The sequence below is a fragment of the Microbacterium hominis NBRC 15708 genome, assembly GCF_001592125.1.
In the GTDB taxonomy this organism is placed as follows: Bacteria; Actinomycetota; Actinomycetes; order Actinomycetales; family Microbacteriaceae; genus Microbacterium; species Microbacterium hominis.
In genome coordinates this window covers 165,996-188,580 of record NZ_BCWI01000002.1, presented here as the reverse complement: position 1 = coordinate 188,580, position 22,585 = coordinate 165,996, and the positions used below count along the sequence as shown (strand labels likewise).

At 70.0% G+C, this 22,585-nt stretch carries 28 protein-coding genes; 26 read left to right on the top strand and 2 right to left on the bottom strand.

Annotated features, from left to right (window positions below; genetic code table 11):
* Window positions 1-2 precede the first annotated feature (2 nt).
* The 19 genes from rplE to MHO01S_RS04370 all read left to right on the top strand — a co-directional run bounded on the left by rplE (window position 3) and on the right by MHO01S_RS04370 (window position 13,059).
* Window positions 3-593, top strand: coding sequence for a 50S ribosomal protein L5 (rplE, locus tag MHO01S_RS04460; protein WP_060960257.1), 591 nt, complete (start codon window positions 3-5; stop codon window positions 591-593).
* An 88-nt stretch (window positions 594-681) separates the two neighbouring features.
* The gene (gene rpsH, locus MHO01S_RS04455) at window positions 682-1,080 is read left to right on the top strand and encodes a 30S ribosomal protein S8 (protein WP_005050503.1); all 399 of its coding nucleotides are present in this window, start codon (window positions 682-684) and stop codon (window positions 1,078-1,080) included.
* 6 nt (window positions 1,081-1,086) lie between these two features.
* Window positions 1,087-1,623, top strand: coding sequence for a 50S ribosomal protein L6 (gene rplF / locus MHO01S_RS04450; RefSeq protein ID WP_060960258.1), 537 nt, complete (start codon window positions 1,087-1,089; stop codon window positions 1,621-1,623).
* A gap of 2 nt (window positions 1,624-1,625) precedes the next feature.
* Entirely contained in the window at window positions 1,626-1,985 is a 360-nt protein-coding gene (gene rplR / locus MHO01S_RS04445) for a 50S ribosomal protein L18 (protein WP_005050501.1), read from the top strand.
* Window positions 1,986-2,017: 32 nt separating this feature from the next.
* Complete coding sequence (gene rpsE, locus MHO01S_RS04440; RefSeq protein WP_223848740.1) at window positions 2,018-2,662, top strand: 30S ribosomal protein S5; 645 nt, start codon at window positions 2,018-2,020, stop codon at window positions 2,660-2,662.
* On the top strand, window positions 2,662-2,847 hold the full coding sequence (gene rpmD / locus MHO01S_RS04435) for a 50S ribosomal protein L30 (protein WP_060960260.1): 186 nt from the start codon (window positions 2,662-2,664) through the stop codon (window positions 2,845-2,847). The genes rpsE and rpmD overlap by 1 nt, the downstream gene beginning before the upstream one ends.
* The gene (gene rplO / locus MHO01S_RS04430; protein ID WP_060960261.1) at window positions 2,847-3,446 is read left to right on the top strand and encodes a 50S ribosomal protein L15; all 600 of its coding nucleotides are present in this window, start codon (window positions 2,847-2,849) and stop codon (window positions 3,444-3,446) included. Before rpmD ends, rplO begins: the two co-directional genes overlap by 1 nt.
* A 109-nt stretch (window positions 3,447-3,555) precedes the next feature.
* Window positions 3,556-4,893 carry a preprotein translocase subunit SecY gene (secY, locus tag MHO01S_RS04425; RefSeq protein WP_060960262.1) on the top strand — a complete coding sequence of 446 codons (1,338 nt, stop codon included), beginning with the start codon at window positions 3,556-3,558 and terminating at the stop codon, window positions 4,891-4,893.
* On the top strand, window positions 4,890-5,486 hold the full coding sequence (locus MHO01S_RS04420) for an adenylate kinase (RefSeq protein WP_060960263.1): 597 nt from the start codon (window positions 4,890-4,892) through the stop codon (window positions 5,484-5,486). The genes secY and MHO01S_RS04420 overlap by 4 nt, the downstream gene beginning before the upstream one ends.
* Window positions 5,486-6,316, top strand: a complete 831-nt coding sequence (gene map / locus MHO01S_RS04415; RefSeq protein WP_060960264.1) for a type I methionyl aminopeptidase — start codon at window positions 5,486-5,488, stop codon at window positions 6,314-6,316. Before MHO01S_RS04420 ends, map begins: the two co-directional genes overlap by 1 nt.
* Before the next feature lie 199 nt (window positions 6,317-6,515).
* Complete coding sequence (locus MHO01S_RS04410; RefSeq protein WP_060960265.1) at window positions 6,516-7,502, top strand: hypothetical protein; 987 nt, start codon at window positions 6,516-6,518, stop codon at window positions 7,500-7,502.
* Between the two features lie 186 nt (window positions 7,503-7,688).
* Entirely contained in the window at window positions 7,689-8,375 is a 687-nt protein-coding gene (locus MHO01S_RS04405; RefSeq protein WP_060960266.1) for a DsbA family protein, read from the top strand.
* 157 nt (window positions 8,376-8,532) lie between these two features.
* Window positions 8,533-8,754, top strand: a complete 222-nt coding sequence (gene infA, locus MHO01S_RS04400) for a translation initiation factor IF-1 (RefSeq protein ID WP_005050493.1) — start codon at window positions 8,533-8,535, stop codon at window positions 8,752-8,754.
* Between the two features lie 73 nt (window positions 8,755-8,827).
* Window positions 8,828-8,944: a 50S ribosomal protein L36 gene (rpmJ, locus tag MHO01S_RS04395; protein WP_005050492.1), complete on the top strand. Its 117-nt coding sequence runs from the start codon at window positions 8,828-8,830 to the stop codon at window positions 8,942-8,944.
* 314 nt (window positions 8,945-9,258) lie between these two features.
* Complete coding sequence (rpsM, locus tag MHO01S_RS04390; RefSeq protein WP_060960267.1) at window positions 9,259-9,639, top strand: 30S ribosomal protein S13; 381 nt, start codon at window positions 9,259-9,261, stop codon at window positions 9,637-9,639.
* 36 nt (window positions 9,640-9,675) lie between these two features.
* Complete coding sequence (gene rpsK, locus MHO01S_RS04385; protein ID WP_005050490.1) at window positions 9,676-10,074, top strand: 30S ribosomal protein S11; 399 nt, start codon at window positions 9,676-9,678, stop codon at window positions 10,072-10,074.
* A 120-nt stretch (window positions 10,075-10,194) separates the two neighbouring features.
* Window positions 10,195-11,184, top strand: coding sequence for a DNA-directed RNA polymerase subunit alpha (locus MHO01S_RS04380; protein WP_005050489.1), 990 nt, complete (start codon window positions 10,195-10,197; stop codon window positions 11,182-11,184).
* Between the two features lie 83 nt (window positions 11,185-11,267).
* Entirely contained in the window at window positions 11,268-11,855 is a 588-nt protein-coding gene (gene rplQ, locus MHO01S_RS04375; RefSeq protein WP_060960268.1) for a 50S ribosomal protein L17, read from the top strand.
* 118 nt (window positions 11,856-11,973) lie between these two features.
* Entirely contained in the window at window positions 11,974-13,059 is a 1,086-nt protein-coding gene (locus MHO01S_RS04370; protein WP_255266061.1) for a GNAT family N-acetyltransferase, read from the top strand.
* A 58-nt stretch (window positions 13,060-13,117) separates the two neighbouring features.
* Here MHO01S_RS04370 and MHO01S_RS04365 read toward each other — a convergent pair whose 3' ends face one another.
* The gene (locus MHO01S_RS04365) at window positions 13,118-15,082 is read right to left on the bottom strand and encodes an acyltransferase family protein (protein WP_061781881.1); all 1,965 of its coding nucleotides are present in this window, start codon (window positions 15,080-15,082) and stop codon (window positions 13,118-13,120) included.
* Between the two features lie 174 nt (window positions 15,083-15,256).
* On the opposite strand from MHO01S_RS04365, the gene MHO01S_RS04360 reads away from it, so the two are divergent.
* The 4 genes from MHO01S_RS04360 to MHO01S_RS04345 all read left to right on the top strand — a co-directional run bounded on the left by MHO01S_RS04360 (window position 15,257) and on the right by MHO01S_RS04345 (window position 18,729).
* Window positions 15,257-16,153 (top strand): carbohydrate kinase family protein, encoded by an 897-nt coding sequence (locus MHO01S_RS04360; RefSeq protein ID WP_060960271.1) that lies wholly within the window; start codon window positions 15,257-15,259, stop codon window positions 16,151-16,153.
* 36 nt (window positions 16,154-16,189) lie between these two features.
* Window positions 16,190-17,026, top strand: coding sequence for a tRNA pseudouridine(38-40) synthase TruA (gene truA, locus MHO01S_RS04355; protein ID WP_061781900.1), 837 nt, complete (start codon window positions 16,190-16,192; stop codon window positions 17,024-17,026).
* Window positions 17,027-17,101: 75 nt separating this feature from the next.
* Window positions 17,102-17,791: an endonuclease/exonuclease/phosphatase family protein gene (locus MHO01S_RS04350; RefSeq protein WP_060960272.1), complete on the top strand. Its 690-nt coding sequence runs from the start codon at window positions 17,102-17,104 to the stop codon at window positions 17,789-17,791.
* Between the two features lie 86 nt (window positions 17,792-17,877).
* Entirely contained in the window at window positions 17,878-18,729 is an 852-nt protein-coding gene (locus tag MHO01S_RS04345) for a universal stress protein (protein WP_061781880.1), read from the top strand.
* Window positions 18,730-18,820: 91 nt separating this feature from the next.
* Here MHO01S_RS04345 and MHO01S_RS04340 read toward each other — a convergent pair whose 3' ends face one another.
* The gene (locus MHO01S_RS04340) at window positions 18,821-19,339 is read right to left on the bottom strand and encodes an LPXTG cell wall anchor domain-containing protein (protein WP_060960274.1); all 519 of its coding nucleotides are present in this window, start codon (window positions 19,337-19,339) and stop codon (window positions 18,821-18,823) included.
* 259 nt (window positions 19,340-19,598) lie between these two features.
* On the opposite strand from MHO01S_RS04340, the gene MHO01S_RS04335 reads away from it, so the two are divergent.
* The 3 genes from MHO01S_RS04335 (at window position 19,599) to MHO01S_RS04325 (ending at window position 22,585) form a co-directional block, all read left to right on the top strand.
* On the top strand, window positions 19,599-20,195 hold the full coding sequence (locus MHO01S_RS04335) for a hypothetical protein (RefSeq protein WP_255266060.1): 597 nt from the start codon (window positions 19,599-19,601) through the stop codon (window positions 20,193-20,195).
* Between the two features lie 89 nt (window positions 20,196-20,284).
* Window positions 20,285-21,016 carry a hypothetical protein gene (locus MHO01S_RS04330; protein ID WP_060960348.1) on the top strand — a complete coding sequence of 244 codons (732 nt, stop codon included), beginning with the start codon at window positions 20,285-20,287 and terminating at the stop codon, window positions 21,014-21,016.
* 33 nt (window positions 21,017-21,049) lie between these two features.
* Window positions 21,050-22,585: a glycosyltransferase family 2 protein gene (locus tag MHO01S_RS04325; protein ID WP_060960276.1), complete on the top strand. Its 1,536-nt coding sequence runs from the start codon at window positions 21,050-21,052 to the stop codon at window positions 22,583-22,585.

Below are 22,585 nucleotides of genomic sequence, written 5' to 3'. Positions count from 1 at the left end.
ACATGAGCACCACCACTGCCGCGGCGGCTGGCAAGATCCAGCCCCGCCTGAAGCAGAAGTACCAGGGCGAGATCAAGAAGGCCCTGCAGGACGAGTTCGGCTACGCCAACGTCATGCAGATCCCCGGGATCGTCAAGGTCGTCGTGAACACCGGTGTCGGCGAGGCTGCTCGTGACTCCAAGGTGATCGATGGCGCCGTCGACGACCTCACCAAGATCACCGGCCAGAAGCCGGTCGTCACGAAGGCCCGCAAGTCCATCGCCCAGTTCAAGCTGCGCGAGGGCCAGGCCATCGGCGCGCACGTCACCCTCCGCGGTGACCGCGCGTGGGAGTTCCTGGACCGTCTCGTGAACCTGGCGCTGCCGCGCATCCGCGACTTCCGCGGTCTGTCCCCGAAGCAGTTCGACGGACACGGCAACTACACGTTCGGTCTGCAGGAGCAGTCGGTCTTCCACGAGATCAACCAGGACAAGATCGACCGCGTCCGCGGCTTCGACATCACGATCGTCACCACGGCGAAGACGGATGCCGAGGGCCGGTCGCTGCTGCGCCAGCTGGGCTTCCCGTTCAAGACGGACGAGAACCAGGCCTGACCCACCCCCGACCGCTCCGGTCGGACCATCAAGAAGGTCGGCTGTCGTGTAACGGCATCCGAAACCGCTGAACAAAGGACACCAAGAAATGACGATGACAGACCCGGTCGCTGACATGCTGACCCGTCTGCGCAACGCGAACTCGGCGCACCACGACTCCGTGTCGCTGCCGAGCTCCAAGCTCAAGACCCACATCGCCGAGATCCTCCAGCAGGAGGGCTACATCTCCGGCTGGGAGGTCTCCGACGCCCGTGTCGGTCAGACCCTCACCCTGACGCTCAAGTACGGCCCGAACCGCGAGCGGTCGATCGCCGGCATCAAGCGCGTCTCGAAGCCCGGTCTGCGCGTGTACGCACGCTCGACCGAGATCCCCAAGGTCCTCGGCGGCCTCGGCGTCGCGATCCTGTCCACCTCCTCCGGTCTTCTCACCGACCGTCAGGCAGAGCAGAAGGGCGTGGGTGGGGAAGTCCTCGCCTACGTGTGGTGATCTGACATGTCGCGTATCGGACGTCTTCCCATCGACATCCCCGCCGGCGTCACCGTTTCGGTGGACGGCCAGGACGTCACCGTCAAGGGCCCGAAGGGCGAGCTCGCGCTCTCCGTCTCCAAGCCCATCGAGGTCAAGGTCGAGGAGAACCAGGTCCTGGTCTCCCGCCCCGACGACGAGCGCGAGTCGCGTTCGCTGCACGGGCTGACCCGCACCCTGATCAACAACAACATCATCGGCGTGACCGAGGGCTACACCAAGGGCCTCGAGGTCGTCGGCACCGGTTACCGCGTCGCACAGAAGGGCACGGCGGTCGAGTTCGCGCTCGGCTTCTCGCACCCGGTGCTCGTCGAGGCGCCGGCCGGCATCACGCTGACCGTCGAGGGCAACAACAAGCTCACCGTCAGCGGTATCTCCAAGCAGGCCGTGGGTGAGGCCGCCGCGAACATCCGCAAGATCCGCAAGCCCGAGCCGTACAAGGGCAAGGGTGTGCGCTACGCGGGCGAGGTCGTTCGCCGCAAGGCCGGAAAGGCTGGTAAGTAATCATGGCTGTCAAGTCGAAGAGCGACGCGCGTTCGCGTCGTCACCTGCGCCTTCGCAAGAAGGTCGTGGGCACCGAGGCCCGTCCGCGCCTGGTCGTCACCCGTTCGGCCCGCCACGTCTTCGTCCAGCTCGTGGACGACAGCAAGGGCGTGACCGTCGCGTCGGCGTCGACCCTCGAGTCGGACCTGCGCACGTTCGACGGTGACAAGACCGCGAAGGCGCGCAAGGTCGGCGAGCTCGTCGCCGAGCGTGCGAAGGCGGCCGGCTTCTCGGACGTCGTGTTCGACCGCGGTGGCAACCGCTACGCGGGCCGTGTCGCAGCGATCGCCGAGGGCGCCCGCGAGGGAGGTCTGAACCTGTGAGCGATGCAACTACTCAGAATGTGGAGAACGAAGTGACCGAGCAGGCTGCGGCCACCGCTCCCGTCGAGCGCGAGGCCCGCGAGCCCCGCCGCGGCGGACGCGAGCGCAACCCCAACCGCGACCGCGGTTCGCGCGACGCCGAGAAGAGCCAGTTCCTCGAGCGCGTCGTGACGATCAACCGCGTGTCGAAGGTCGTCAAGGGCGGTCGTCGCTTCAGCTTCACGGCGCTCGTCGTCGTGGGTGACGGCAACGGTCTCGTCGGCGTCGGCTACGGCAAGGCGCGTGAGGTCCCCCTCGCCATCTCCAAGGGTGTCGAAGAGGCCAAGCGCAACTTCTTCCGCGTGCCCCGCACCGGCTCGTCGATCCCGCACCCGGTGCAGGGCGAGGCCGCTGCCGGTGTCGTGCTCCTGCGTCCGGCTGCCGCCGGTACCGGTGTCATCGCCGGTGGTCCGGTTCGCGCCGTGCTCGAGTGCGCCGGCATCCACGACGTGCTCTCCAAGTCCCTCGGCTCGTCGAACACGATCAACATCGTGCACGCGACCGTCGAGGCGCTGAAGCAGCTCGAGGAGCCCCGCGCGGTCGCCGCCCGTCGTGGTCTCGACTTCGACCAGGTGGCTCCCGCCCGTCTGATCCGTGCCGAGGCTGACGCCGCGGCCGCTGCAAAGGGAGGTGCCTGATGGCCGCGCGTCTCAAGGTGACCCAGATCAAGTCCAAGGTGAGCGAGAAGCAGAACCAGCGTGACACGCTGCGTTCGCTCGGCCTGAAGCGGATCGGCGACTCGGTCGTCCGTCCCGACGACGCGCAGACGCGCGGTTACGTCAAGACCGTCGCCCACCTCGTCAAGGTTGAGGAGATCGACTGATGGCCGACAAGGCTGAGAAGGCGACCGAAGAGGTCGTCGAGAAGAAGGCCGCCGCCAAGCCGGCTGCCAAGAAGACCGCCGAGAAGGCTCCCGCCAAGGCTGCGGCCAAGCCGGCCGCGAAGAAGGCTCCCGCCAAGAAGGCGGATGCCGAGGCGTCGCGTCCCGGTGTGCTGAAGGTGCACCACCTGCGTCCCGTCCCGGGCTCCAACACCGCGAAGACCCGTGTCGGTCGTGGTGAGGGCTCGAAGGGTAAGACCGCGGGCCGTGGCACCAAGGGCACCAAGGCCCGCTACCAGGTCAAGATCGGCTTCGAGGGCGGCCAGATGCCGCTGCACATGCGTACGCCGAAGCTGCGCGGGTTCAAGAACCCGTTCCGCGTCGAGTACCAGGTGGTCAACCTCGACAAGCTCGCCGAGCTGTACCCGGCCGGTGGCGACGTCACCGTGAGCGACCTGGTCGCGAAGGGCGCCGTGCGCAAGAACGAGAAGGTCAAGGTGCTCGGCACCGGAGACATCTCGGTCAGGCTCACCGTCGCGGTCGACAAGGTCTCGGGTTCGGCCGAGCAGAAGATCGTCGCCGCGGGCGGTTCGGTCAAGTAATTCCACGGCAGGGGCCGGAGGCGAGCCTCCGGCCCCTGTTGCCGTACTCTGGAAGCGGTGTCCTCGGACGCGTCTCGAGACACCGGTCAGCTCACTGGAGGAAATCCTTTTGTTCAGCGCCGTCAGCGCCATCGCGCGGGTCTTCCGCACCCCGGACCTCCGGCGGAAGATCGGCTTCACTCTCGCGATCATCGCCATCTACCGCCTCGGTGCGCACATCCCGGCGCCCTTCGTGAGCTTCCCGAACGTCCAGTCCTGCCTGCAGCAGACCGGATCGGCCAGTGAGGGCCTGCTCTCCCTGGTCAACCTCTTCTCCGGCGGCGCCCTCCTGCAGCTGTCGATCTTCGCCCTGGGGGTCATGCCCTACATCACGGCGACGATCATCGTGCAGCTGCTGCGCGTCGTCATCCCCCACTTCGAGGCGCTGTACAAGGAGGGGCAGTCCGGTCAGGCCCGCCTCACGCAGTACACCCGCTACCTCACGATCGCGCTCGCGCTGCTGCAGTCGACCACGCTGGTCACGGTGGCCCGCTCCGGTCAGCTGTTCGGCACGACGGGCATCGCGGAGTGCAACGCCCTGCTGACCAACGACGTGTGGTGGGCGCAGCTGCTGATGATCATCACGCTGACCGCCGGCACCGGCCTCATCATGTGGTTCGCCGAGCTCGTCACCGAGCGCGGCGTCGGCAACGGCATGTCGATCCTCATCTTCACCTCGATCGCGGCGCAGTTCCCGGCCGCGATGTGGGCCATCGCCACCTCGCGCGGCTTCGAGGTCTTCCTCCTGGTGCTCGCGGTCGGCATCGTCGTCGTGGCCCTCGTGGTGTTCGTCGAGCAGTCCCAGCGGCGCATCCCGGTGCAGTACGCGAAGCGGATGGTCGGCCGGCGCACGCTCGGTGGGACGAACACGTACATCCCGATCAAGGTGAACATGGCGGGTGTCGTCCCGGTCATCTTCGCCTCGTCGCTGCTGTACATCCCCGCGCTGATCGCCCAGTTCAACCAGACGCCCGACGCGAACGGCAACATCCCGGGCTGGGTGACCTGGATCCAGCAGTACCTCACGAAGGGCGATCACCCGCTCTACATGCTGCTGTACTTCCTGCTCATCGTCGGCTTCACCTACTTCTACGTCGCGATCACCTTCAACCCCGTCGAGGTCGCCGACAACATGAAGAAGTACGGCGGCTTCATCCCCGGCATCCGGGCCGGTCGCCCCACGGCGGAGTATCTCGACTACGTCCTGACGCGCATCACGCTGCCGGGCTCGATCTACCTCGGTCTCATCGCGTTGCTGCCGCTCGTGGCGCTTGCCACCGTCAGCGCCAACCAGAACTTCCCGTTCGGCGGCGCGTCGATCCTCATCATCGTCGGTGTGGGTCTGGAGACGGTCAAGCAGATCGACGCGCAGCTGCAGCAGCGCCACTACGAAGGGCTGCTGCGATGACCGCTGCGCGACTGCTCATCATCGGCCCGCAGGGCTCCGGCAAGGGCACGCAGGGCGTGCGGGTGGCCGAGGCCCTCGGCATCCCCGCCGTCTCGACGGGCGACGTCTTCCGCGCCAACGTGAAGGACGGCACCGAGCTGGGTCTGAAGGTCAAGGCCATCATCGACGCCGGCGATCTGGTGCCCGACGAGCTGACGGGCGAGATCGTCCGCGACCGGCTGGCGCAGCCGGATGCTGCGGCGGGCTTCCTGCTCGACGGCTACCCGCGCAACCTCGGTCAGGTCGGCGACCTCGACGCGTTCCTCGACGCGCGCGACGAGCCGCTGACCGCGGTCATCGAGCTGGTCGTGCCGCGCGAGGAGTCGATCCAGCGTCTGTCGCTGCGCGCGACCGAGCAGGGCCGCGCGGACGACAACGAGGAGTCGATCGCCAAGCGCCTAGCGATCTACGAGTCCGAGACGGCCCCGATCCTCGACGTGTACCGCCAGCGCGGCATCGTCGACCAGATCGACGGCGTCGGCACGTTGGACGAGGTCTACGCACGCATTACCGCCGCGCTGACGGAGCGCGGCATCACGGCCGCCGCGCTCTGATGGGGCTGCGCCGCTCCCTGTACAAGACCCCTGCGCAGCTGCGCTCGATGGTCGAGCCGGGACTCATCACCGCCGCCGCGCTCGACGCGGTCCGTGCGCTGGTCGCCCCCGGTGTGACGACGGCAGAGCTGGATGCCGCGGCATCCGATGTCATCGTCGCCCGCGGTGCCGAGTCGAACTTCCAGCTGGTGCGCGGGTACCGGCACACGACCTGCATCTCCGTCAACGACCAGGTCGTCCACGGCATCCCCGGCGGGCGCGTGCTGGAGCCGGGTGACATCGTCTCGATCGACGCCGGCGCGCAGTTCAAGGGCTGGAACGGCGACTCGGCGATCACGGTCGTGGTGCCCGGGGGCGACCCGGGTGTGCGGGCCGCGCGCGAGCGCTTGTCGGCGGTCACGGAGGGATCGCTCTGGGCGGGCGTCGCGGCGCTCGCGTCCGCGGCACGGGTCGGCGAGATCGGCGACGCCGTGCAGGGCTACATCGAGCGCTCCGGCGAGGGCTACGGCATCCTGCGCGACTACGTCGGTCACGGCATCGGGCGCCGGATGCACGAGGGCCCGACCGTCTTCAACTACCGGGTCGACGACCTCGGTCCCGCCGTGCGGCCGGGCCTGTGCCTCGCGATCGAGCCCATGGTCACGGGCGGCTCGGACCAGACGTACGTCGAGGACGACGACTGGACCGTCACGACCGTCGACGGCAGCGACGGCTGTCACTGGGAGCACAGCGTCGCCGTGCACGAGGGCGGCATCTGGGTGCTGACCGCCGCCGACGGCGGCGCCGCATCCCTCGCCCCCTTCAACGTGACCCCCACCCCCATCCCCTAACACCCCCCCGCACCCGCGAGCCGCTACGCCGCGGTCGAGCCGCCACGCGCCGGACCGCACGAACCGTGTCGGCTCGGCCGCCCAGTAGCGGCTCGGCAGAGGGGTGGGATGTCCTCCACAGGTGGGAGGAGAGGGGGATTGTGCACGGGGCGGGGGTGCGTGCGTCCGGGGAGAGGCGGCGCGCGGCAGGGTGGGCGGCATGCTCACGGAACACGCTCGAGCCGCGCTCCGATCGCGCGCGGATCTGGAGGCGGCGGGACTGACCACGCGGGACATCACCTCCCGGGTACGGGCGGGCACGCTGATCCGCGTCGACCAGGGGTGGTACGCGGATGCCGCGCACTGGCGGAGCGCCTACGCGGAAGGCCGTCAGCTGATGCGCGTCGTCGCGGCCGAGGAGCGCCGGCGCGGCGGCTCGTCCCTCGTGTACTCGCACACGGCGGCCGCCGTCCTGTGGGGACTGCCGCTCTTCCGGCTCGAGCCCGAGCGCGTCCACCTCAGCGGTCGGTCGGCGAGCGGGCACGTGCGGGCGTCGAACCCGCTCGTGGCGCGGCATGAGGTCGCCGTGCCCGACGACGACATCGTCGAACGCGACGCACTGCGCTGTACATCGCTGCCCCGCACCGTGGCGGACACGCTGCGCGGAGTCTCCGAGGAGTCCGGACTCGCCCTCGCCGATGCGGCCCTGCGGATCGAAGCCCACGATCCGGCGACGGGGCGCTACGACGAGGATGCCGCGGCATCCCTTCGGGCGCGCATCGCGTCGCGCGTGCCGCGGGGCGGCCGCGGCGTGCGCCGGGCGCGGCGGATCCTCGACCTCGCGGACGGCCGCGCGGCGTCGCCCGGGGAGAGTGTCAGTCGTCTGTATCTGCGGGAGCTCGGATTCGCCGCGCCGCGGCTGCAGGTACCGATCCCCGCTCCGAGGGGCGGCACGTACTACGCGGACTTCGGGCTCGACGATGCCGCAGCCTGGGGAGAGTATGACGGAGAGGGCAAGTACCTCGATCCGCGGCTGCGCGGCGACGGCGTCGACATCGCCCAGGCGGTTCTCGACGAGAAGATGCGGGAGGACTGGATCCGGGGGACGACGAACAGGCGGTTCGCGCGGTGGGGCAAGGCGCACGCCACCTCGGCCGCCGCCCTCGGCCGGCGTCTGGCGGCGTTCTCGGTGTATCCGCCCCGCTGACCCCGCCCCCTTCCGCGAACCGCCACGCCGCGCGCGAACCGGCACGCGGTGTGCGGTCCGCGGATGGGCGGTCCGGACAGGGGATGGCGGCCGCGAGGTAACGGAGTTCACGGGGAACGCATAGGGGGGAGTGGGGGAAGATAGAACGACGGCGGCGTGGGCCGCGGCGAGGAGAGGCATCGGGCTATGGCGCAGGCAGCGGCAGGCAGGAAGAACTGGTTCGCGATCTGGGTGAGCGTGGCGGTGGTCGTCATCGTCGCCCTCGTGGTCGCACTGGTCGTGTGGATGAACCGCGCGGCGACCGACCCGGGCACGGCTCCCTCCGGATCGGGCATCAACCAGGAGACCGGCGCCGTCGTGGTCGGCTCGGGCTCGCAGACGCTCGACACCTACATCGACTTCATGTGCCCCATCTGCAACCAGTTCGAGCAGACCTACGGCGACGAGATCCTCGATCTCGCCAACAACGGCACGATCACGCTCAACATCCACCCCATCTCGATCCTCGACCGCTACTCGCAGGGGACGAAGTACTCGACGCGAGCCGCGAACGCGATGTACTGCGTCGCCGAGGCCGATCCCGACAAGGCCGTGACCTTCATGCAGGCCCTCTTCAAGGCGCAGCCGGAGGAGAACTCCACGGGTCTCACCGACCAGCAGATCCTCGATGTCGCCTCCAGCGTCGGGGTGACGGGCATCGACTCCTGCGTCTCCGACGGCACGTACACGAAGTTCGTGGCGGCCATGACAGAGAAGACGCCGGTGCAGCCCGGCTCCAGCGGCATCGGCACACCGACGCTGGCCGTCAACGGCACCGTCATCGCCAACCAGACCATCCCTGCCAAGGGCCAGTTCGCGACGCTGTTCCAGTAAGCACCGCGACGACGGGGAGGGGGCCGGACGGCAGTTTGCCGTCCGGCCCCCTATCACGTACACTGAATCTTTGGTGCCTTGCGCCTTCATTGGCGTGTCGCCGCACCACATCCCACTCACCGCAGACCGACCGGTCTGCTCAAGCGTCAGCGAGGCTATGGCTAAGAAAGACGGTGTCATCGAAATCGAGGGCGTCGTGTCCGAGGCGCTGCCCAACGCGATGTTCCGCGTTGAGCTCACGAACGGACACAAGGTTCTCGCCACGATCTCCGGCAAGATGCGGCAGAACTACATCCGCATCATCCCCGAAGACCGCGTCGTCGTGGAGCTCTCGCCCTACGACCTCACGCGCGGTCGCATCGTCTATCGCTACCGCTAGACCGGTCGAGAAGTAACGAGCGGGCGGATGCTGCGGCATCTGCGCGACTCGAAGACAGCGAACAGGAAACATCATGAAGGTCAACCCCTCCGTCAAGCCCATCTGCGACCACTGCAAGGTCATCCGTCGCCACGGTCGCGTCATGGTCATCTGCAAGTCGAACCCGCGTCACAAGCAGCGCCAGGGCTGAGTCGCTCGCGACTCAAGGGTGAGCGAGGCCCGCAGGGCCGATTCGACACCTCAGTACGAAGACACAACTCCATACCGCGAACGGCGCGTTTCGACTCGCTGCGCTCGCTCAACGACCGGATGGTCCGCGAACGGCGCGTTTCGACTCGCTGCGCTCGCTCGACGACCGGATGGTCGGGGGCGACGCGACGCTCGCACACCGACCGGCAACGGTCAGCACATTGCAGGGTCAGAACCTCTTCGGAGGGGACACCTCGGGCGGAGGCCCGGGCACCGATCCTGTTCCACACCTCCACTACTCCTAGGAGAACCCGCATGGCACGTCTTGCCGGCGTCGACATCCCGCGCGACAAGCGCGTGGTGATCGCCCTCACCTACATCTACGGCATCGGCCGTACGCGTTCGGTCGAGATCCTCAAGGCCACCGAGATCGACGAGTCGATCCGCGTCAAGGACCTCACCGACGACCAGCTGGTCGCCCTGCGCGACTACATCGAAGGCAACTACAAGGTGGAGGGTGACCTGCGCCGCGAGGTCGCCGCCGACATCCGCCGCAAGGTCGAGATCGGCTCGTACGAGGGTCTGCGCCACCGCCGCGGCCTTCCGGTGCGCGGTCAGCGCACCAAGACCAACGCGCGTACCCGCAAGGGCCCGAAGCGCACCGTCGCCGGCAAGAAGAAGGCCGGCCGCAAGTAAGCGCGGCCCCCGGTACAGGTTTAGGAGAACAGACACATGGCACAGGCCAAGACCGCTGCGCGCAAGCCGCGCCGCAAGGAAAAGAAGAACATCGCGCTGGGCCAGGCCCACATCAAGTCGACGTTCAACAACACGATCGTCTCGATCACCGACCCCTCGGGCGCCGTCATCAGCTGGGCGTCCTCGGGTGGGGTGGGCTTCAAGGGCTCGCGCAAGTCGACCCCGTACGCCGCCGGCATGGCTGCCGAGTCGGCCGCCCGCCAGGCCGCCGAGCACGGCGTCAAGAAGGTGGACGTCTTCGTGAAGGGCCCGGGTTCGGGCCGCGAGACCGCGATCCGCTCGCTGCAGGCCGCCGGCCTCGAGGTGGGGTCGATCTCCGACGTCACCCCGCAGGCGCACAACGGCTGCCGTCCGCCGAAGCGTCGCCGCGTCTGACTTCCGGGCCGGGTGCCCCCGCATCGCGGGCGGCACCCGGCATCCGTCGTCTTTGAAAACTCAACACCTCTTGCAATCGCACGTGTCATATAGCGGGCACGTGACGGAAAGGAACACATAGTGCTCATTGCACAGCGTCCCACTCTGACCGAGGAGAAGATCGGCGAGTTCCGCAGCCGCTTCGTCATCGAGCCGCTGGAGCCCGGCTTCGGCTACACGATCGGCAACGCGCTGCGCCGCAGCCTGCTGTCCTCGATCCCCGGTGCGGCTGTCACCAGCATCCGCATCGACGGCGTGCTGCACGAGTTCAGCACCATCCCGGGTGTGAAGGAGGATGTCACCGAGATCATCCTCAACATCAAGCAGCTCGTCGTCTCGTCCGAGCGCGACGAGCCGATCACGGCGTACCTGCGCAAGACCGGCGCCGGCGAGGTCACCGCCGCCGACATCTCCGCTCCGGCGGGTGTCGAGGTGCACAACCCCGAGCTGGTCATCGCGACGCTCAACGACTCGGCGAAGTTCGAGCTCGAGCTCACGATCGAGCGCGGCCGCGGCTACGTGTCGGCCACGCAGAACCGCAACGAGTACGCCGAGGCCGGTCAGATCCCGATCGACTCGATCTACTCGCCCGTGCTGAAGGTGTCGTACCGCGTCGACGCCACGCGTGCCGGTGAGCGCACCGACTTCGACAAGCTCGTCCTGGACGTCGAGGCCAAGCCGTCGATCTCGCCGCGCGACGCCGTCGCGTCGGCCGGTCGCACGCTCACCGAGCTGTTCGGTCTCGCCCGCGAGCTGAACGTCGAGGCCGAGGGCATCGAGATCGGCCCCGCGCCGGTCGCCGAGGTGCTCACCAACGAGCTGTCGATGCCGATCGAGGACCTCGATCTGTCGGTGCGTTCGTACAACTGCCTCAAGCGCGAGGGCATCAACACGGTGTCCGAGCTGGTCGCCCTCTCCGAGACGCAGCTGATGAACATCCGCAACTTCGGTCAGAAGTCGGTCGACGAGGTGCGCGACAAGCTCGTCTCGCTCGGCCTGTCGCTGAAGGACTCGGTCCCCGGGTTCGACGGCGCGCACTTCTACGGCGGCTACGACGACGAGGCCCTCTGAGCCTCCGCGCTCGCACCGGCAAGACCTTCTGCGCGCTCCGGCCCCGACCGGTTCGCTGACACTTTTCCTCTGGAGTAACTGATATGCCCAAGCCAACCAAGGGTCCCCGCCTCGGAGGCGGCCCCGCCCACGAGCGTCTGCTGCTGGCCAACCTGGCCGCCGCCCTGTTCACGCACAAGTCGATCACGACGACCGAGACCAAGGCCAAGCGCCTGCGTCCGCTCGCCGAGCGTCTCGTCACCTTCGCCAAGCGCGGCGACCTGCACGCTCGCCGTCGCGTGCTGTCGGTCATCGGCAACAAGGATGCGGTGCACGTGCTGTTCGCCGAGATCGCTCCGCTCGTCGCCGAGCGCGAGGGCGGCTACACCCGCATCACGAAGATCGGCAACCGCAAGGGCGACAACGCCCCCATGGCCGTGATCGAGCTCGTGCTCGAGCCCGTCAACCCGAAGCCGAAGTCGGCCAAGAAGTCGGCCGCCGCGGCTCCCGTCGCCGCCCCGGCGAAGGACGAGGACGCCGCCGAGGAGGCCGCGACCGAGGCCGTCGCCGAGGCCGACGAGGCTCAGGACGCCGCTGACGAGGTCGCCACGGACGACGCCGCCGCTGCCGGCGCCGAGTCGCCCGAGGAGGGCGCGGCCGCGGAGGCCGCCGCCGAGGACGCCACCAAGTAAGGCGAACGCTGTCGCGAGGCCCGCACCCCGGAACGGGGGTGCGGGCCTCGCTGCGTGGGGCGGGAGCGCGGCGCGGCGCCGGCCCGCGAACCGTCCTGCGCCCCGCTACGGTGGTGTGGTGAGCGAGACGTCCCTGATCGAGCGCATCCACCGGTTGCAGCGCGAGGCCGGTGTCGACGCCGGTCCGCTGCCGCCGCGGCATCCCGAGGTCGCCGCCTGGCGGACCGCCACGGCGGACGACATCGACGCGCTTCACGCCGTCATGGTCGCGGCCGAGCGCATCGACCACCCGACGTGGACGACGCCCCGCCAGGAGGTCGCGGACACCTTCGACCTGCCGCACATCGACCACACCCGCGACACGGTGCTGGCGGTGGATGCCGCGGGCACGGTGATCGCCTACGGCAGCGCGTTCCTGCATCCGGCGCGCGATGGGGCCTTGACCGTGTCGCTGTCCGGCGCCGTGCTGCCCGAACGGTGGCGCCGAGGCATCGGGACGGCCGTGTTCGCGTGGCAGTACGCCCGCGCGCTCGAGCAGCTCGCCGAGGTCGCCCCGTCGCTCGCGCCGGTGGAGGCGGGGGAGTGGACCGCCGATCTCAAGGTCTACGCGGAGGAGAGCAACCTGGGCCATCGGCGGCTCGCGGAGGCGCGCGGCTTCGCCGCCGAGCGGTGGTTCGCCACGATGCTGCGCGACCTGGCCCGTCCGCTTCCCGACGTGGTGCTGTCGGCGGATGCCGCGGCCCGCGGACTGCGCGTCGTGGCCTACACCCACGACCGCGACGACGACGCGCGTCGCGCCCGCAACGATGCGTTCCGCGACCACTGGGGAAGCCTGCCGAGCCCGCCGGAGTCGTGGGCGAAGTTCGTCGGCGGGGAGTTCTTCCGCCCCGACCTCTCGCGCCTCGTCGTCGATGACTCGGGGGCCATCGCCGCCTTCTGCCTCGCGTCGGTCAACGAGGACGACTGGGAGATGCTCGGCGCCTCGCACGCGTACATCGACCTGATCGGCGTCGTCCGCGCCCATCGCCGGCAGGGGCTCGCGCCGGTCGTCGTCGCAGACGCGCTCCGCGCCATCGCCGCCGCCGGCCTGGAGAAGGCCGTCCTCGACGTCGACACGGCGAGCCCGACCGGGGCCAACGCCCTCTACGAGGGGCTCGGTTTCGTCGCGGACGAGCGCGCGGTCGCGCTCGTCGCCCACGTCTGACCCGACTCGCCGCTGGTCCGGGCCGTCCGCCGCGGGGCGGGCGTCGCTCAGGGCTCGCTCAGGGCGTCGCGGTGGGGGCGAGCGCGCGCGTGGTGGCCCAGCGGATCAGCTGCACCTGGTAGCGCACTTGCGCGCGCTGGTTGGCCACGGCATCCACCGCGGTCGTGACGGTGTCGGCGTAGACGCGCCCGCCCGCCTCGCCCGGGTGGATGTCGTCGCCCGCCAGCAGATCGGTGCGCGGCGCGATGGCCTGTGACCAGTCGGCGACGATCACCCCCGGGTGGGCGGCCGCGAACGCCGCGAGGTCGCGGTTGACGCCGTCGATCCAGTCGCGCGGGGCGAAGGCGTTGACGAGCACGAGCGTGCGGTCCCGTCCGACCTTGTCGTAGATGTCCTGGAGCGCCTCGCCGTCGACGGGTCCGTTGGTGCCGAGGCCGACGACGACGTAGTCGCGCAGCGCCCCCTGCGCGGCGAGCCGGTCGACGATCTCGCTGCCGACCCACATCGATCGCGACACCTCGGCGTCGATCTGGATGCCGGGAAGCTCCTCGAGCAGTCCGCCGGCGGACGCCAGCATGACCGAGTCGCCGACCGCCGTGACGCGATCGCCGGGCACCGACACCGGGGGCGGGGGCAAGGGCTCGCCGTCGGCGCCCACCGTCGGCGTGGGGCGGGGCGTGGTCGCGCCGGGATCGCCGGACGGCGGCGGCGACGGCGGAGGGGTCGGCGACGTGGATGCCGCATCCAGCGCGCGCTGCCCGGCTTCGACGACGGCTTGGCCCGAGCTGACGGCGGGCGCGGCGGCCACGGCCGCGGCGGTGCCCGCGATCACCAGCGCGGTCACGCCGAGCGACGCGACGGCGCCGAAGCGCCGCGCGGGCGTCGAGCGCAGCCGACGGCCGAACGCGGACGCGGCGCCGCGGAAGCCGAGCCGGCGGATCGGCTGTTCGAGCAGCCGGTACGAGGCCGCCGACAGCACGAGGGTCGTCACGGCGGCCGCGACCCCCACGGGGACGGGCACGGTCTCCTCGACGAACGTGCCCGTCACCGCGACGGTGAGGAGCACGACGACCGGCCAATGCCACAGATAGATGCCGTAGGAGCGCTCGCCGATCCACCGCAGCGGCGCGACGTCGAGCGCGGGACCGAACCACGAGCCGGTGAGCGTCGCCGCGGCGATCGCGACCGCCGTCAGGGCGCTCGCCGCCAACGGCACGATCGGGTAGGCCGTCGCGCCGTCGGCGATCGTGCCGATGAGCACGATCCCTCCGACGCTGACCGCGCCCACCACGGCGGTCCACGCGGGGCCGACCCCGCCGATCGACGGGCGAGCCGCGGCGCTCCAGGCCGTGCGCCCCGCCAGGGCGAACGCGAGGGCGACGCCGATGAGCAGCCCGAAGGCGTGGGTGTCGGTGCCGTAGTAGGCGCGGGTCAGGCCCGCGAGCCCCGGGCCGGCGCCGACGACCTGCACGGCCCAGGCGACGGAGGCCGCAGCCAGCACGGCGGCGACAGCCGTCCGCATCCACCGGCGCGGCAGCAGCAGGAACAGCGGCAGCAGCAGCGGCCACAGCACGTAGAACTGCTCCTCGACCGCGAGCGACCAGAGGTTGCGCAGCAGCTCCGGCTGCGTGGCGCCGAAGTAGGAGGCGCCGGCGGAGATCGACGTCCAGTTGTACGAGAACGTGACCGCGCCGATCACCTGACGGCCGAGTCCGAGCAGCACGTCGCCGCCGACGAGGCCCGCGATGCTGGCGCTCGTGGCCACCACGACGGCCAGCGCCGGCAGCAGGCGCCGCGCGCGCCGCGTCCAGAAAGCGCCCAGCGCGATACGGCCGGTGGATCCCCGTTCGCGCAGCAGCAGCGAGGTGATCAGGAAGCCGGAGATCACGAAGAACACGTCGACGCCGATGAACCCGCTGCGCAACATCCCGGCGGGGAACAGGTGGTAGACGACCACGAGCAGCACGGCGAGGGCACGCAGGCCGTCGAGGCCCGCGTAGCGCGGGGCGGAAGGTGTGGTCATGGCGGGGAGGCTGTTTCCGGAGGGGAGAGCGCGGGCGCGGCGGGGCCGGACGGGGCGGGCTCGCGCAGGTTCTCCAGTGTACGTTCCGGCGCGCGGCGACACGCCAGGCGCGCGTCGCGGAGGCACGGCCGCCCGGTGACGCGCGGGTCGCGGACGTCCTGCCAGACTGGGGGCATGGAAGCGGATGTGCTGGTGATCGGCGAGGCCCTGATCGACATCGTGGAGACGACGGACGGCGACCGTGAGCTGGTGGGCGGCAGCCCCGCCAACGTCGCGGTGGGCGTGGCGCGTCAGGGGCACCGCGTGCGCCTGCTCACCCGTCTCGGACGGGATGCGCGCGGCGAGCGGATCGCCGCCCAGATCACCGCGTCGGGAGCGATCGTGGACGAGGCGTCGTGGACGGATACCGCGACCTCCACGGCGCGCGCCCGGTTGCGCGCCGACGGTTCCGCGGAGTACGAGTTCGCCATCGACTGGGCCGTGCCGGCGCTCGCCGCCGACGACGTCCGCATCGTGCACACGGGCTCGATCGCGCTGTTCCTGGAGCCCGGGGGAAGCGCCGTGCTGGAGGTGCTGCGCCGCGCCGCCGACAGCGGGACGTCGCTCGTGACGCTCGACCCGAACATCCGTCCCGCCCTCGTGGGCGGTCACGAGGTGGCACGCGCGCGGTTCGCGCAGGCCGCGGCATCCGCGGACCTCGTCAAGCTCAGCGACGAAGACGCCGCGTGGCTCTACCCGGGTCTGGACGCCGAGGCCGTCCTGCACCAGATCGCCGCTCACGGCCCGCGCATCGTCGTCATGACCCGCGGGGGATCCGGCGCCATCGGACTCGGGCCCGGCGGCGTCGCCGCGGTCGACGCGCTCCCGGTCACGGTCGCCGACACGATCGGCGCGGGGGACGCCTACATGGCGAGCCTCGTCTCGAGCGCCCTCGACGACCCCGCCCTGTTCGAGGACGCCGCCGTGTTCCGGGCGGCGCTGCGTCGCGCTGCCGTCACCGCCGGCATCACGGTCTCGCGTGCCGGAGCCAATCCGCCCGTCCGCGCCGAGGTCGACGCGGTTCTCGGCTGAGCGGGTCGATCGGTGACCGACGACGACACGGCCCCCGTGCGGCTGCGCCTCGACCTCGCCTATGACGGCACGGCCTTCCGCGGCTGGGCGCGTCAGCCGGGCCTGCGCACCGTGCAGGGCACCCTCGAGGCCGCGATCGCGCGCGTCCTCGGCGGCGACCCCCAACTGGTCGTCGCGGGGCGGACGGATGCCGGCGTCCACGCCTCCGGACAGGTGGCGCATCTGGACCTCACACCGGGCCAGCAGGAGCGCCTCGCGAAGAGCCGGGCGGCGACGGCCGAGGCGCTCGCCGCCCGCGTGAACGGCGTGCTGGGCCCGTACCCCGACGTCGCGCTGCGGCGCACCGCGCGCGCCGCCGACGGCTTCGACGCGCGCTTCTCCGCCGTGTGGCGACGCTACGAGTACCGCATCGCCGACCGGGAATCCGGATACGACCCCCTGGAGAGGGTGCGGACGACGACCGTCAAGGCCGCTCTCGACGTGGCGGCCATGGATGCCGCGGCCCGCTCCCTCATCGGCCTCCACGACTTCGCGGCCTACTGCAAGTGGCGCGAGGGCGCCACGACGATCCGCACGCTGCTCGACTTCGGATGGCACCGCGATGACCGCGGCATCCTGGTCGCGCGGGTGCGGGCCGACGCCTTCTGCCACAGCATGGTGCGCGCTCTCGTCGGCGCGTGCGCCGCCGTCGGCGAGGGACGCCTGGAGGTCGCCGACGTCGCCGCGATCCGCGACGAGGGCGTGCGCACGAGCGAGGTGAAGGTGCTGGCGGCCCGCGGCCTCACCCTGACGGAGGTGGGCTACCCCGCCGACGATCAGCTCGCGGCCCGTGCCGAGCAGACGCGCGCCCACCGCCGCCTCGACGCCGACTGACGGCCTGCCCGCGTTGTCAAGACGGAGCGGATTCTTAAGAGGCGCGCCTAGGCTGATGGCGACGGAAGGCGGGGGATGAAGGTCATCTCGTACAACCTCAACAAGCACAAGGCGATCGGCGAGCTCGACGCGCTCGTGGAGACGACGGGCGCCGACATCCTGTGCCTGCAGGAGGCGGTCTCGGGCGACCTTCCGGTGGAGATCGGCGATCTCCACCTCGCCGAGGCGACGGCGCGCAACCGTCTGGGGCTGGCCCTCTACTACCGCCGCAACAGCTTCGCCGCCCGGGAGGTGCGCTCGCTCGCGCTGAAGAAGTCGCTCCACGACCGCGTGCTCAAGCCTGCGGAGGAGCGGATGCTGGCGGTGCGCCTGCACGACATCGATCTCGGTCGCGAGCTGATCGTCGCGAGCTTCCACGCCGCACCCCTGACCGCGCTGAACGCGCTGCGGCGCAAGCAGATCCAGGCGGCGCTCGAGGAGCTCACGAGCCTGGGGCCCGACCTGCCGATCCTCATGGTCGGCGACTACAACTACCCCGTGTTCAAGGAGAACCTGGGCCAGCACGTCCGCGAGTCGGGATACGAGCTGACCCTGAGCGATGCGCGCACCTACACGCGGTACAAGTTCTTCCGCGGACACTACGACTTCGCGACGAGTGTCGGCTTCCACATCGACACGATCACGACGCTGCCGCAGGGACGCAGCGACCACCTGCCGATCCTCATCACGGCCGAGCCGACCGCGTTGCCGACCGCGTCGTCCTGAGGGTTAGTCACGGCCCGCGCCCGCGCGGGTCTCGTGCCGTCCGGCGTAGGGTTCTGCTACGCCGATCCCGACGGAGGGATGAGATCATGGTCGACTCGATCGTTGTAGCCGTGACGGGTGCGCCCGTCGCCGTTCGCGCGGTGCGCTGGGCAGTGCAGCGGGCTCAGGCGGCGCCTCCGGGAAGTCAGCGGATCGAGCTCCTCTCGGTGGTCGGCGGCGTGCTCGGCACCGTCGGTGAAGCGGCGGTGCTCGAGCAGGCCGTCGCGGCGACGGAGACGTTGCTGGAGCGCCTCGCCGAGCCGGTGCGGGATGCCGGGATCCCGGTGGTCTGCCGCGCGGAGGCCGGCGACCCCGTCTCGCGGCTGATCGACGCCAGCGCGGAGGCGGCGCTTCTCGTGATCGGCAGCGATTACCGCGGGCCGGGCGCGGGTCCGGCGCGGGGAGCTCACGGCATCCGCATCGCCGCCGGTGCCGCGTGCCCGGTCGTCGTCGTCCCCGACGTGGAGCTGGTGGGGCGCTCGGGCGTCGTGGTCGGCATCGACGGCTCGCCCGTCTCGGAGCACGCGCTGCGCTTCGCGGCCCGCGAGGCCGATCGGCTGGGCGAGTCGCTGACGGCGGTGAGCGTGTGGACGCCGCTGGAGGCCCCGCGCAACGGACTCGCGGTGTACCCCGAGATGTACCTCGCCAACATGCAGGCCGCGACGGAGGAGATGCAGGCGGTCGCCCTCGCCGGTCTCGCCGTCGACTTCCCCGACCTCGTCGTGGAGCGGGTGGTCGAGCGCGGGTATCCCTCGCGGGTCATCGGATCGCGCGCGATGACCGCGCGCCTCGCCGTCGTGGGCACGCACGGGCGCGGTGCGCTCGCGCGCTTCCTGCTCGGCTCGATCAGCCAGGAGGTGCTGTCGCGGCTCACGAGCGTCACCGCCGTCGTGCGCTGAGCGCGCTGCGGATGCCGCGACACGGGCGTCCCGACAACGAGAGAGCCTCCCCGGCCGTGACCGGGGAGGCTCTCTCGTTGCGTGGTGCGTGTCAGGCGCTGGTCTCCTGGCGGCCGCGGCGGACCGTGGCGGCCACGGCGATCGTCGCGCCGGCGAGGACGAGTGCCCCGCCACCGACCCAGATGCCGAGCAGCGACTCGCTGTCGCCACCGGTGGACGGCAGCGTGCCGCTCCCACCCGCGCTCGCGGGCGTCAGGGCACCGGTGGCCGACAGGGTGTAGCTGCCGCTGGCCTCGGCGGGGAGCGTGACGGTGACCGCCGCGACGCCCGACGAGCTGGCCGTCTTCGTCGTGGAGGTCGACGACACGGCGAACTTGGCGATCGCGAGGGAGCCCGCGGCCGCGTTCTCGCCGGTCAGGGTGAACGTGACGGTGGCGCCCGCCTCGAATCCCGAGAACGTGTAGGTGTCTCCCGACACCGTGAAGGGCGCGTCCGAGACGACGTCGACGGTGCCGCCCGGCGTGTAGGCCTGAGCCATGGCGGGCGCCGCGAAGACGAGCGCTGCGGCGACGGCGGCCGAGGCCACCGCCTTGGTGAATCGATGCTTCATGAGAGCCTGCTTTCGAATCCGGTCTGGGGGTACCTGATGATCCGCTCGTTCCGTATATCCGGTCTTGTTGCAGATGGGGGGGATGAGAATGAAGCGGTATGGTGTAGCTGATGCTCTCCCGAGTATTGCCTAGGGGTCTGTCGGATTGCAAACTCTCGCGGTTTCCGATATGTAAATGTTTCGCGACGTGAAGGGGACCTGACGGATGGGACGAGCCGGGAGGGGCGCCGCCCGCACAGCAGTGTCGGCGCGTCATCGCATGCTCCGCCTCGCCGCCATCGGGATCGTCGCGGTCGCGCTGCCGCTGTCGGGCTGCGGACCCGCGCCGTGGGCCACGGGAACCACACCTGCCGCCCCGCCGGCGACCTCGGCCGCGCCCGTCGCGCCGCCCGTCTCGAACGACCTGTCCGGAGGTTCGACGCAGCGCACCCTGACCGCGGGGGCGGTCTCGGCCACCGTGAACTACTGGTCGACGCTGCGCATGGACCGCTGGACCGCCACGGCCGTCAAGCCGATCAGCCTCTCGATGGTCACGACGATCACCCCGAACGACGGGCAGAAGGTCTACCTCCAGCGCGCGTCGATGACGGCGATCCCCGCGAACGCGACGGAGACCTTCGCGCCGCTGGACGCGCAGGTCGACCAGTCGACCGTGTCGCCCGGCTATCTCGTGCTCTCGCCCTACAGCTACTCGAACACCTTCAACGTCGGCGCTGTCCCCGCCGAGGCGACCTACGTGACGATCCAGTTCGACTACGACTTCCTCGTGCAGACCACGCCCACGTCGACGGAGTTCGCGAAGCAGACCGCCAGCGACACGCTCACGATCGCCATCGCGGCCCAGACCGGCGGCTGACCGCCCCTTCCTCAAGATCGGGTAAAGACCGCGTCGAGGTTTCCCCAGTTCCGCGGGCGGCGGAGCGCCCAGAAGATAACGTGTCGATCATGCCTCCCGCCCCCCTCCGCCCCGCCCGGCTCCGCGCCGTCGGCACCGTCGCGGCCGGACTCGTCGTGCTGACCTCGCTGACCGGTTGCACTCAGATCGCGAGCGCCTTCAACGGTCTCCAGCAGAACGTCGTCGCCACGCCCGAACCGCGCCCGTCGGCGTCGGCCGCGGTCTCGATGCCGTTCGACTCCGCCTTCACCTACGACGGGTCGGTGTCGCTGTCCACCGACGTCGCCGACGGCCTCGAGGTGCGCCTCGACGTGTGGGCGGCCGACCCCAAGCGCACGCAGGAGTGGGCGCCCGACAACGACAAGACCTTCGGGTTCGCCGTCAACGTGTACGACCACCGCGTCGACGAGAAGGCCGTCCTCACGCAGAAGCGCCGGGTCTACCTGTCGATGATCAGCGTCACCTCGCAGGTGTCGCAGTCCACGATCGGACAGCAGCAGATGATGTCGCCGTTCCAGTTCTCGGCCGACCCGCGCACGCTCGTGCCGACCGACACGCTGCGCTCCGACCGCGGTCTGCTGCTCAACAGCTACCAGGGTGGGCTGCTCGTGCCCACCACCACGATCCATCAGCTTCCCGCGGACACCTACGGGATCACGCTGCAGTTCGCGCTCCAGGTGTGGGTGGAAGGCACCGCCAACACCGACTCGAGCTTCGCGCAGCAGACCGTCTATCAGGTTCTGCCGGTCGCCATCTTCTCTCCGACCGCTTCCACTCAATAGTCTGTTCAGCACAGCAGACACGAGGTATCTATCGTGAGCACGCCCTTTGACACCGGACGGCAGGCAGCCGAACCGCAGTTCACCGCTGCGCCGTTCGCCACGCCGCCGGCGCCCCCGGCGAACCCGTTCGCGTTCCCGGCGCCGGACGCGTCGGCGCATCCGGCCGATCTCGCGATCCCCGACCTCGACGACTTCGCCTCGGTCCTCGAGCACACGACGGTCCACCGCTCGACGATCGGGTGCGTCGTGCCCGCGTACAACGAGGAGGAGTCGATCGCGGACGTGATCCGTTCCCTCCTCGGACAGAGTCGCGTTCCCGACGTCATCCACGTCGTCGTCAACAACACCTCCGACGCCACCGTCAAGATCGCGTCGGAGTTCAGCGGACCGCACGAGATCTCGACCGAACTCGGGGAGCAGTTCACCGAGGTGTTCGTGCACGACATCGGCAAGAACCCCGACAAGAAGGTCGGGGCGCTCAACTACGGCTATGCGCTCGTCGAGGGCTACGACTACCTCCTCGGTGTCGACGGCGACACGATCGCGGACCGTCGCGCGGTCGAGTTCCTCGAGAGCGAGGCGGTCTCGGACTCGCGTATCGGCGGCATCTCGGCGATCTACTCGATCGACGACAAGCCCATCCAGGGGCTGGTCGCCAAGTTCCTGATCGCCGGCCAGCGCACGCAGTTCGCCGCCTTCAACCTCCAGAACCTCCTGCGCGGGCGCAACATGGCCGTGCTGGGCGGGCAGTTCTCGATCTTCTCGACGACGGCGCTGCGCGACGTGATGAAGGCGAACCACCAGAACTCGCCCTGGGTCAAGGACAGCGAGGTCGAGGACTCGCTCCTGTCGCTGCAGATCAAGAGCGCCGGCTACCTCACCAAGATCAGCCCGTTCGCCCGCGCGGATGTCGGCGGCATGACGACGCTGAAGGGCTACGACGCCCAGCAGGTGAAGTGGACGTACGGCGCGATCGAGCTCATGTGGCCCGGTCAGCGCGGCGACACGAAGGGGCAGCCGTTCCACCCGAACCTGCGCCTGCGGTGGTTCGAGAACTTCTCGATGCTCACCAACCTGTTCGTGCGCGTCGCCTTCCTGACCCTGCTGATCGCCTCCCTGTCGATCAACGCCTTCGTCTTCTCGCCGTGGTGGCTCATCCCGCCCGTGATCGCGACCATGCTGAACCTGCGCGTCGCGCGCACGATGGAGGCATGCGATTCGCGAGACCTCATGTTCGCCGGGCTCATCGTCCCGGCCGAGGTGTTCATGTGGATCCGCATCAGCCACTTCCTGCGCTCGTGGACGCGGTTCCTCTCGCGCAAGAAGGTCGACAACTGGGCGATGCAGGCGCGTGCGGAGCGCGGCGGCGGCAGCATCGGGCACTGGGTGCCGTTCATCATGCTCGCGATCGTCGCGATCGCCGTCGCGGTCATCTGGAACATGCTCGACCCGGTGGCGCAGTCCGCCATCCTGTGGGTGGGCTGGCCGATCGTCGGTGTCGTCACGGTCATCCAGACCGTGCTCATGTCGTTCAAGCTGTTCCGCCGGCACCAGGGCTTCAAGGTCTGA

Excerpts from the sequence above, each read along its gene's own strand:
- rplE (WP_060960257.1), top strand. The coding sequence starts at position 3 with ATGAGCACCACCACTGCCGCGGCGGCTGGCAAGATCCAGCCCCGCCTG.
- rpsH (WP_005050503.1), top strand. The coding sequence starts at position 682 with ATGACGATGACAGACCCGGTCGCTGACATGCTGACCCGTCTGCGCAAC.
- rplF (WP_060960258.1), top strand. The coding sequence starts at position 1,087 with ATGTCGCGTATCGGACGTCTTCCCATCGACATCCCCGCCGGCGTCACC.
- rplR (WP_005050501.1), top strand. The coding sequence starts at position 1,626 with ATGGCTGTCAAGTCGAAGAGCGACGCGCGTTCGCGTCGTCACCTGCGC.
- rpmD (WP_060960260.1), top strand. The coding sequence starts at position 2,662 with ATGGCCGCGCGTCTCAAGGTGACCCAGATCAAGTCCAAGGTGAGCGAG.
- rplO (WP_060960261.1), top strand. The coding sequence starts at position 2,847 with ATGGCCGACAAGGCTGAGAAGGCGACCGAAGAGGTCGTCGAGAAGAAG.
- MHO01S_RS04420 (WP_060960263.1), top strand. The coding sequence starts at position 4,890 with ATGACCGCTGCGCGACTGCTCATCATCGGCCCGCAGGGCTCCGGCAAG.
- map (WP_060960264.1), top strand. The coding sequence starts at position 5,486 with ATGGGGCTGCGCCGCTCCCTGTACAAGACCCCTGCGCAGCTGCGCTCG.
- MHO01S_RS04410 (WP_060960265.1), top strand. The coding sequence starts at position 6,516 with ATGCTCACGGAACACGCTCGAGCCGCGCTCCGATCGCGCGCGGATCTG.
- MHO01S_RS04405 (WP_060960266.1), top strand. The coding sequence starts at position 7,689 with ATGGCGCAGGCAGCGGCAGGCAGGAAGAACTGGTTCGCGATCTGGGTG.
- infA (WP_005050493.1), top strand. The coding sequence starts at position 8,533 with ATGGCTAAGAAAGACGGTGTCATCGAAATCGAGGGCGTCGTGTCCGAG.
- rpmJ (WP_005050492.1), top strand. The coding sequence starts at position 8,828 with ATGAAGGTCAACCCCTCCGTCAAGCCCATCTGCGACCACTGCAAGGTC.
- rpsM (WP_060960267.1), top strand. The coding sequence starts at position 9,259 with ATGGCACGTCTTGCCGGCGTCGACATCCCGCGCGACAAGCGCGTGGTG.
- rpsK (WP_005050490.1), top strand. The coding sequence starts at position 9,676 with ATGGCACAGGCCAAGACCGCTGCGCGCAAGCCGCGCCGCAAGGAAAAG.
- rplQ (WP_060960268.1), top strand. The coding sequence starts at position 11,268 with ATGCCCAAGCCAACCAAGGGTCCCCGCCTCGGAGGCGGCCCCGCCCAC.
- MHO01S_RS04365 (WP_061781881.1), bottom strand. The coding sequence starts at position 15,082 with ATGACCACACCTTCCGCCCCGCGCTACGCGGGCCTCGACGGCCTGCGT.
- MHO01S_RS04360 (WP_060960271.1), top strand. The coding sequence starts at position 15,257 with ATGGAAGCGGATGTGCTGGTGATCGGCGAGGCCCTGATCGACATCGTG.
- MHO01S_RS04350 (WP_060960272.1), top strand. The coding sequence starts at position 17,102 with ATGAAGGTCATCTCGTACAACCTCAACAAGCACAAGGCGATCGGCGAG.
- MHO01S_RS04345 (WP_061781880.1), top strand. The coding sequence starts at position 17,878 with ATGGTCGACTCGATCGTTGTAGCCGTGACGGGTGCGCCCGTCGCCGTT.
- MHO01S_RS04340 (WP_060960274.1), bottom strand. The coding sequence starts at position 19,339 with ATGAAGCATCGATTCACCAAGGCGGTGGCCTCGGCCGCCGTCGCCGCA.
- MHO01S_RS04335 (WP_255266060.1), top strand. The coding sequence starts at position 19,599 with ATGCTCCGCCTCGCCGCCATCGGGATCGTCGCGGTCGCGCTGCCGCTG.
- MHO01S_RS04330 (WP_060960348.1), top strand. The coding sequence starts at position 20,285 with ATGCCTCCCGCCCCCCTCCGCCCCGCCCGGCTCCGCGCCGTCGGCACC.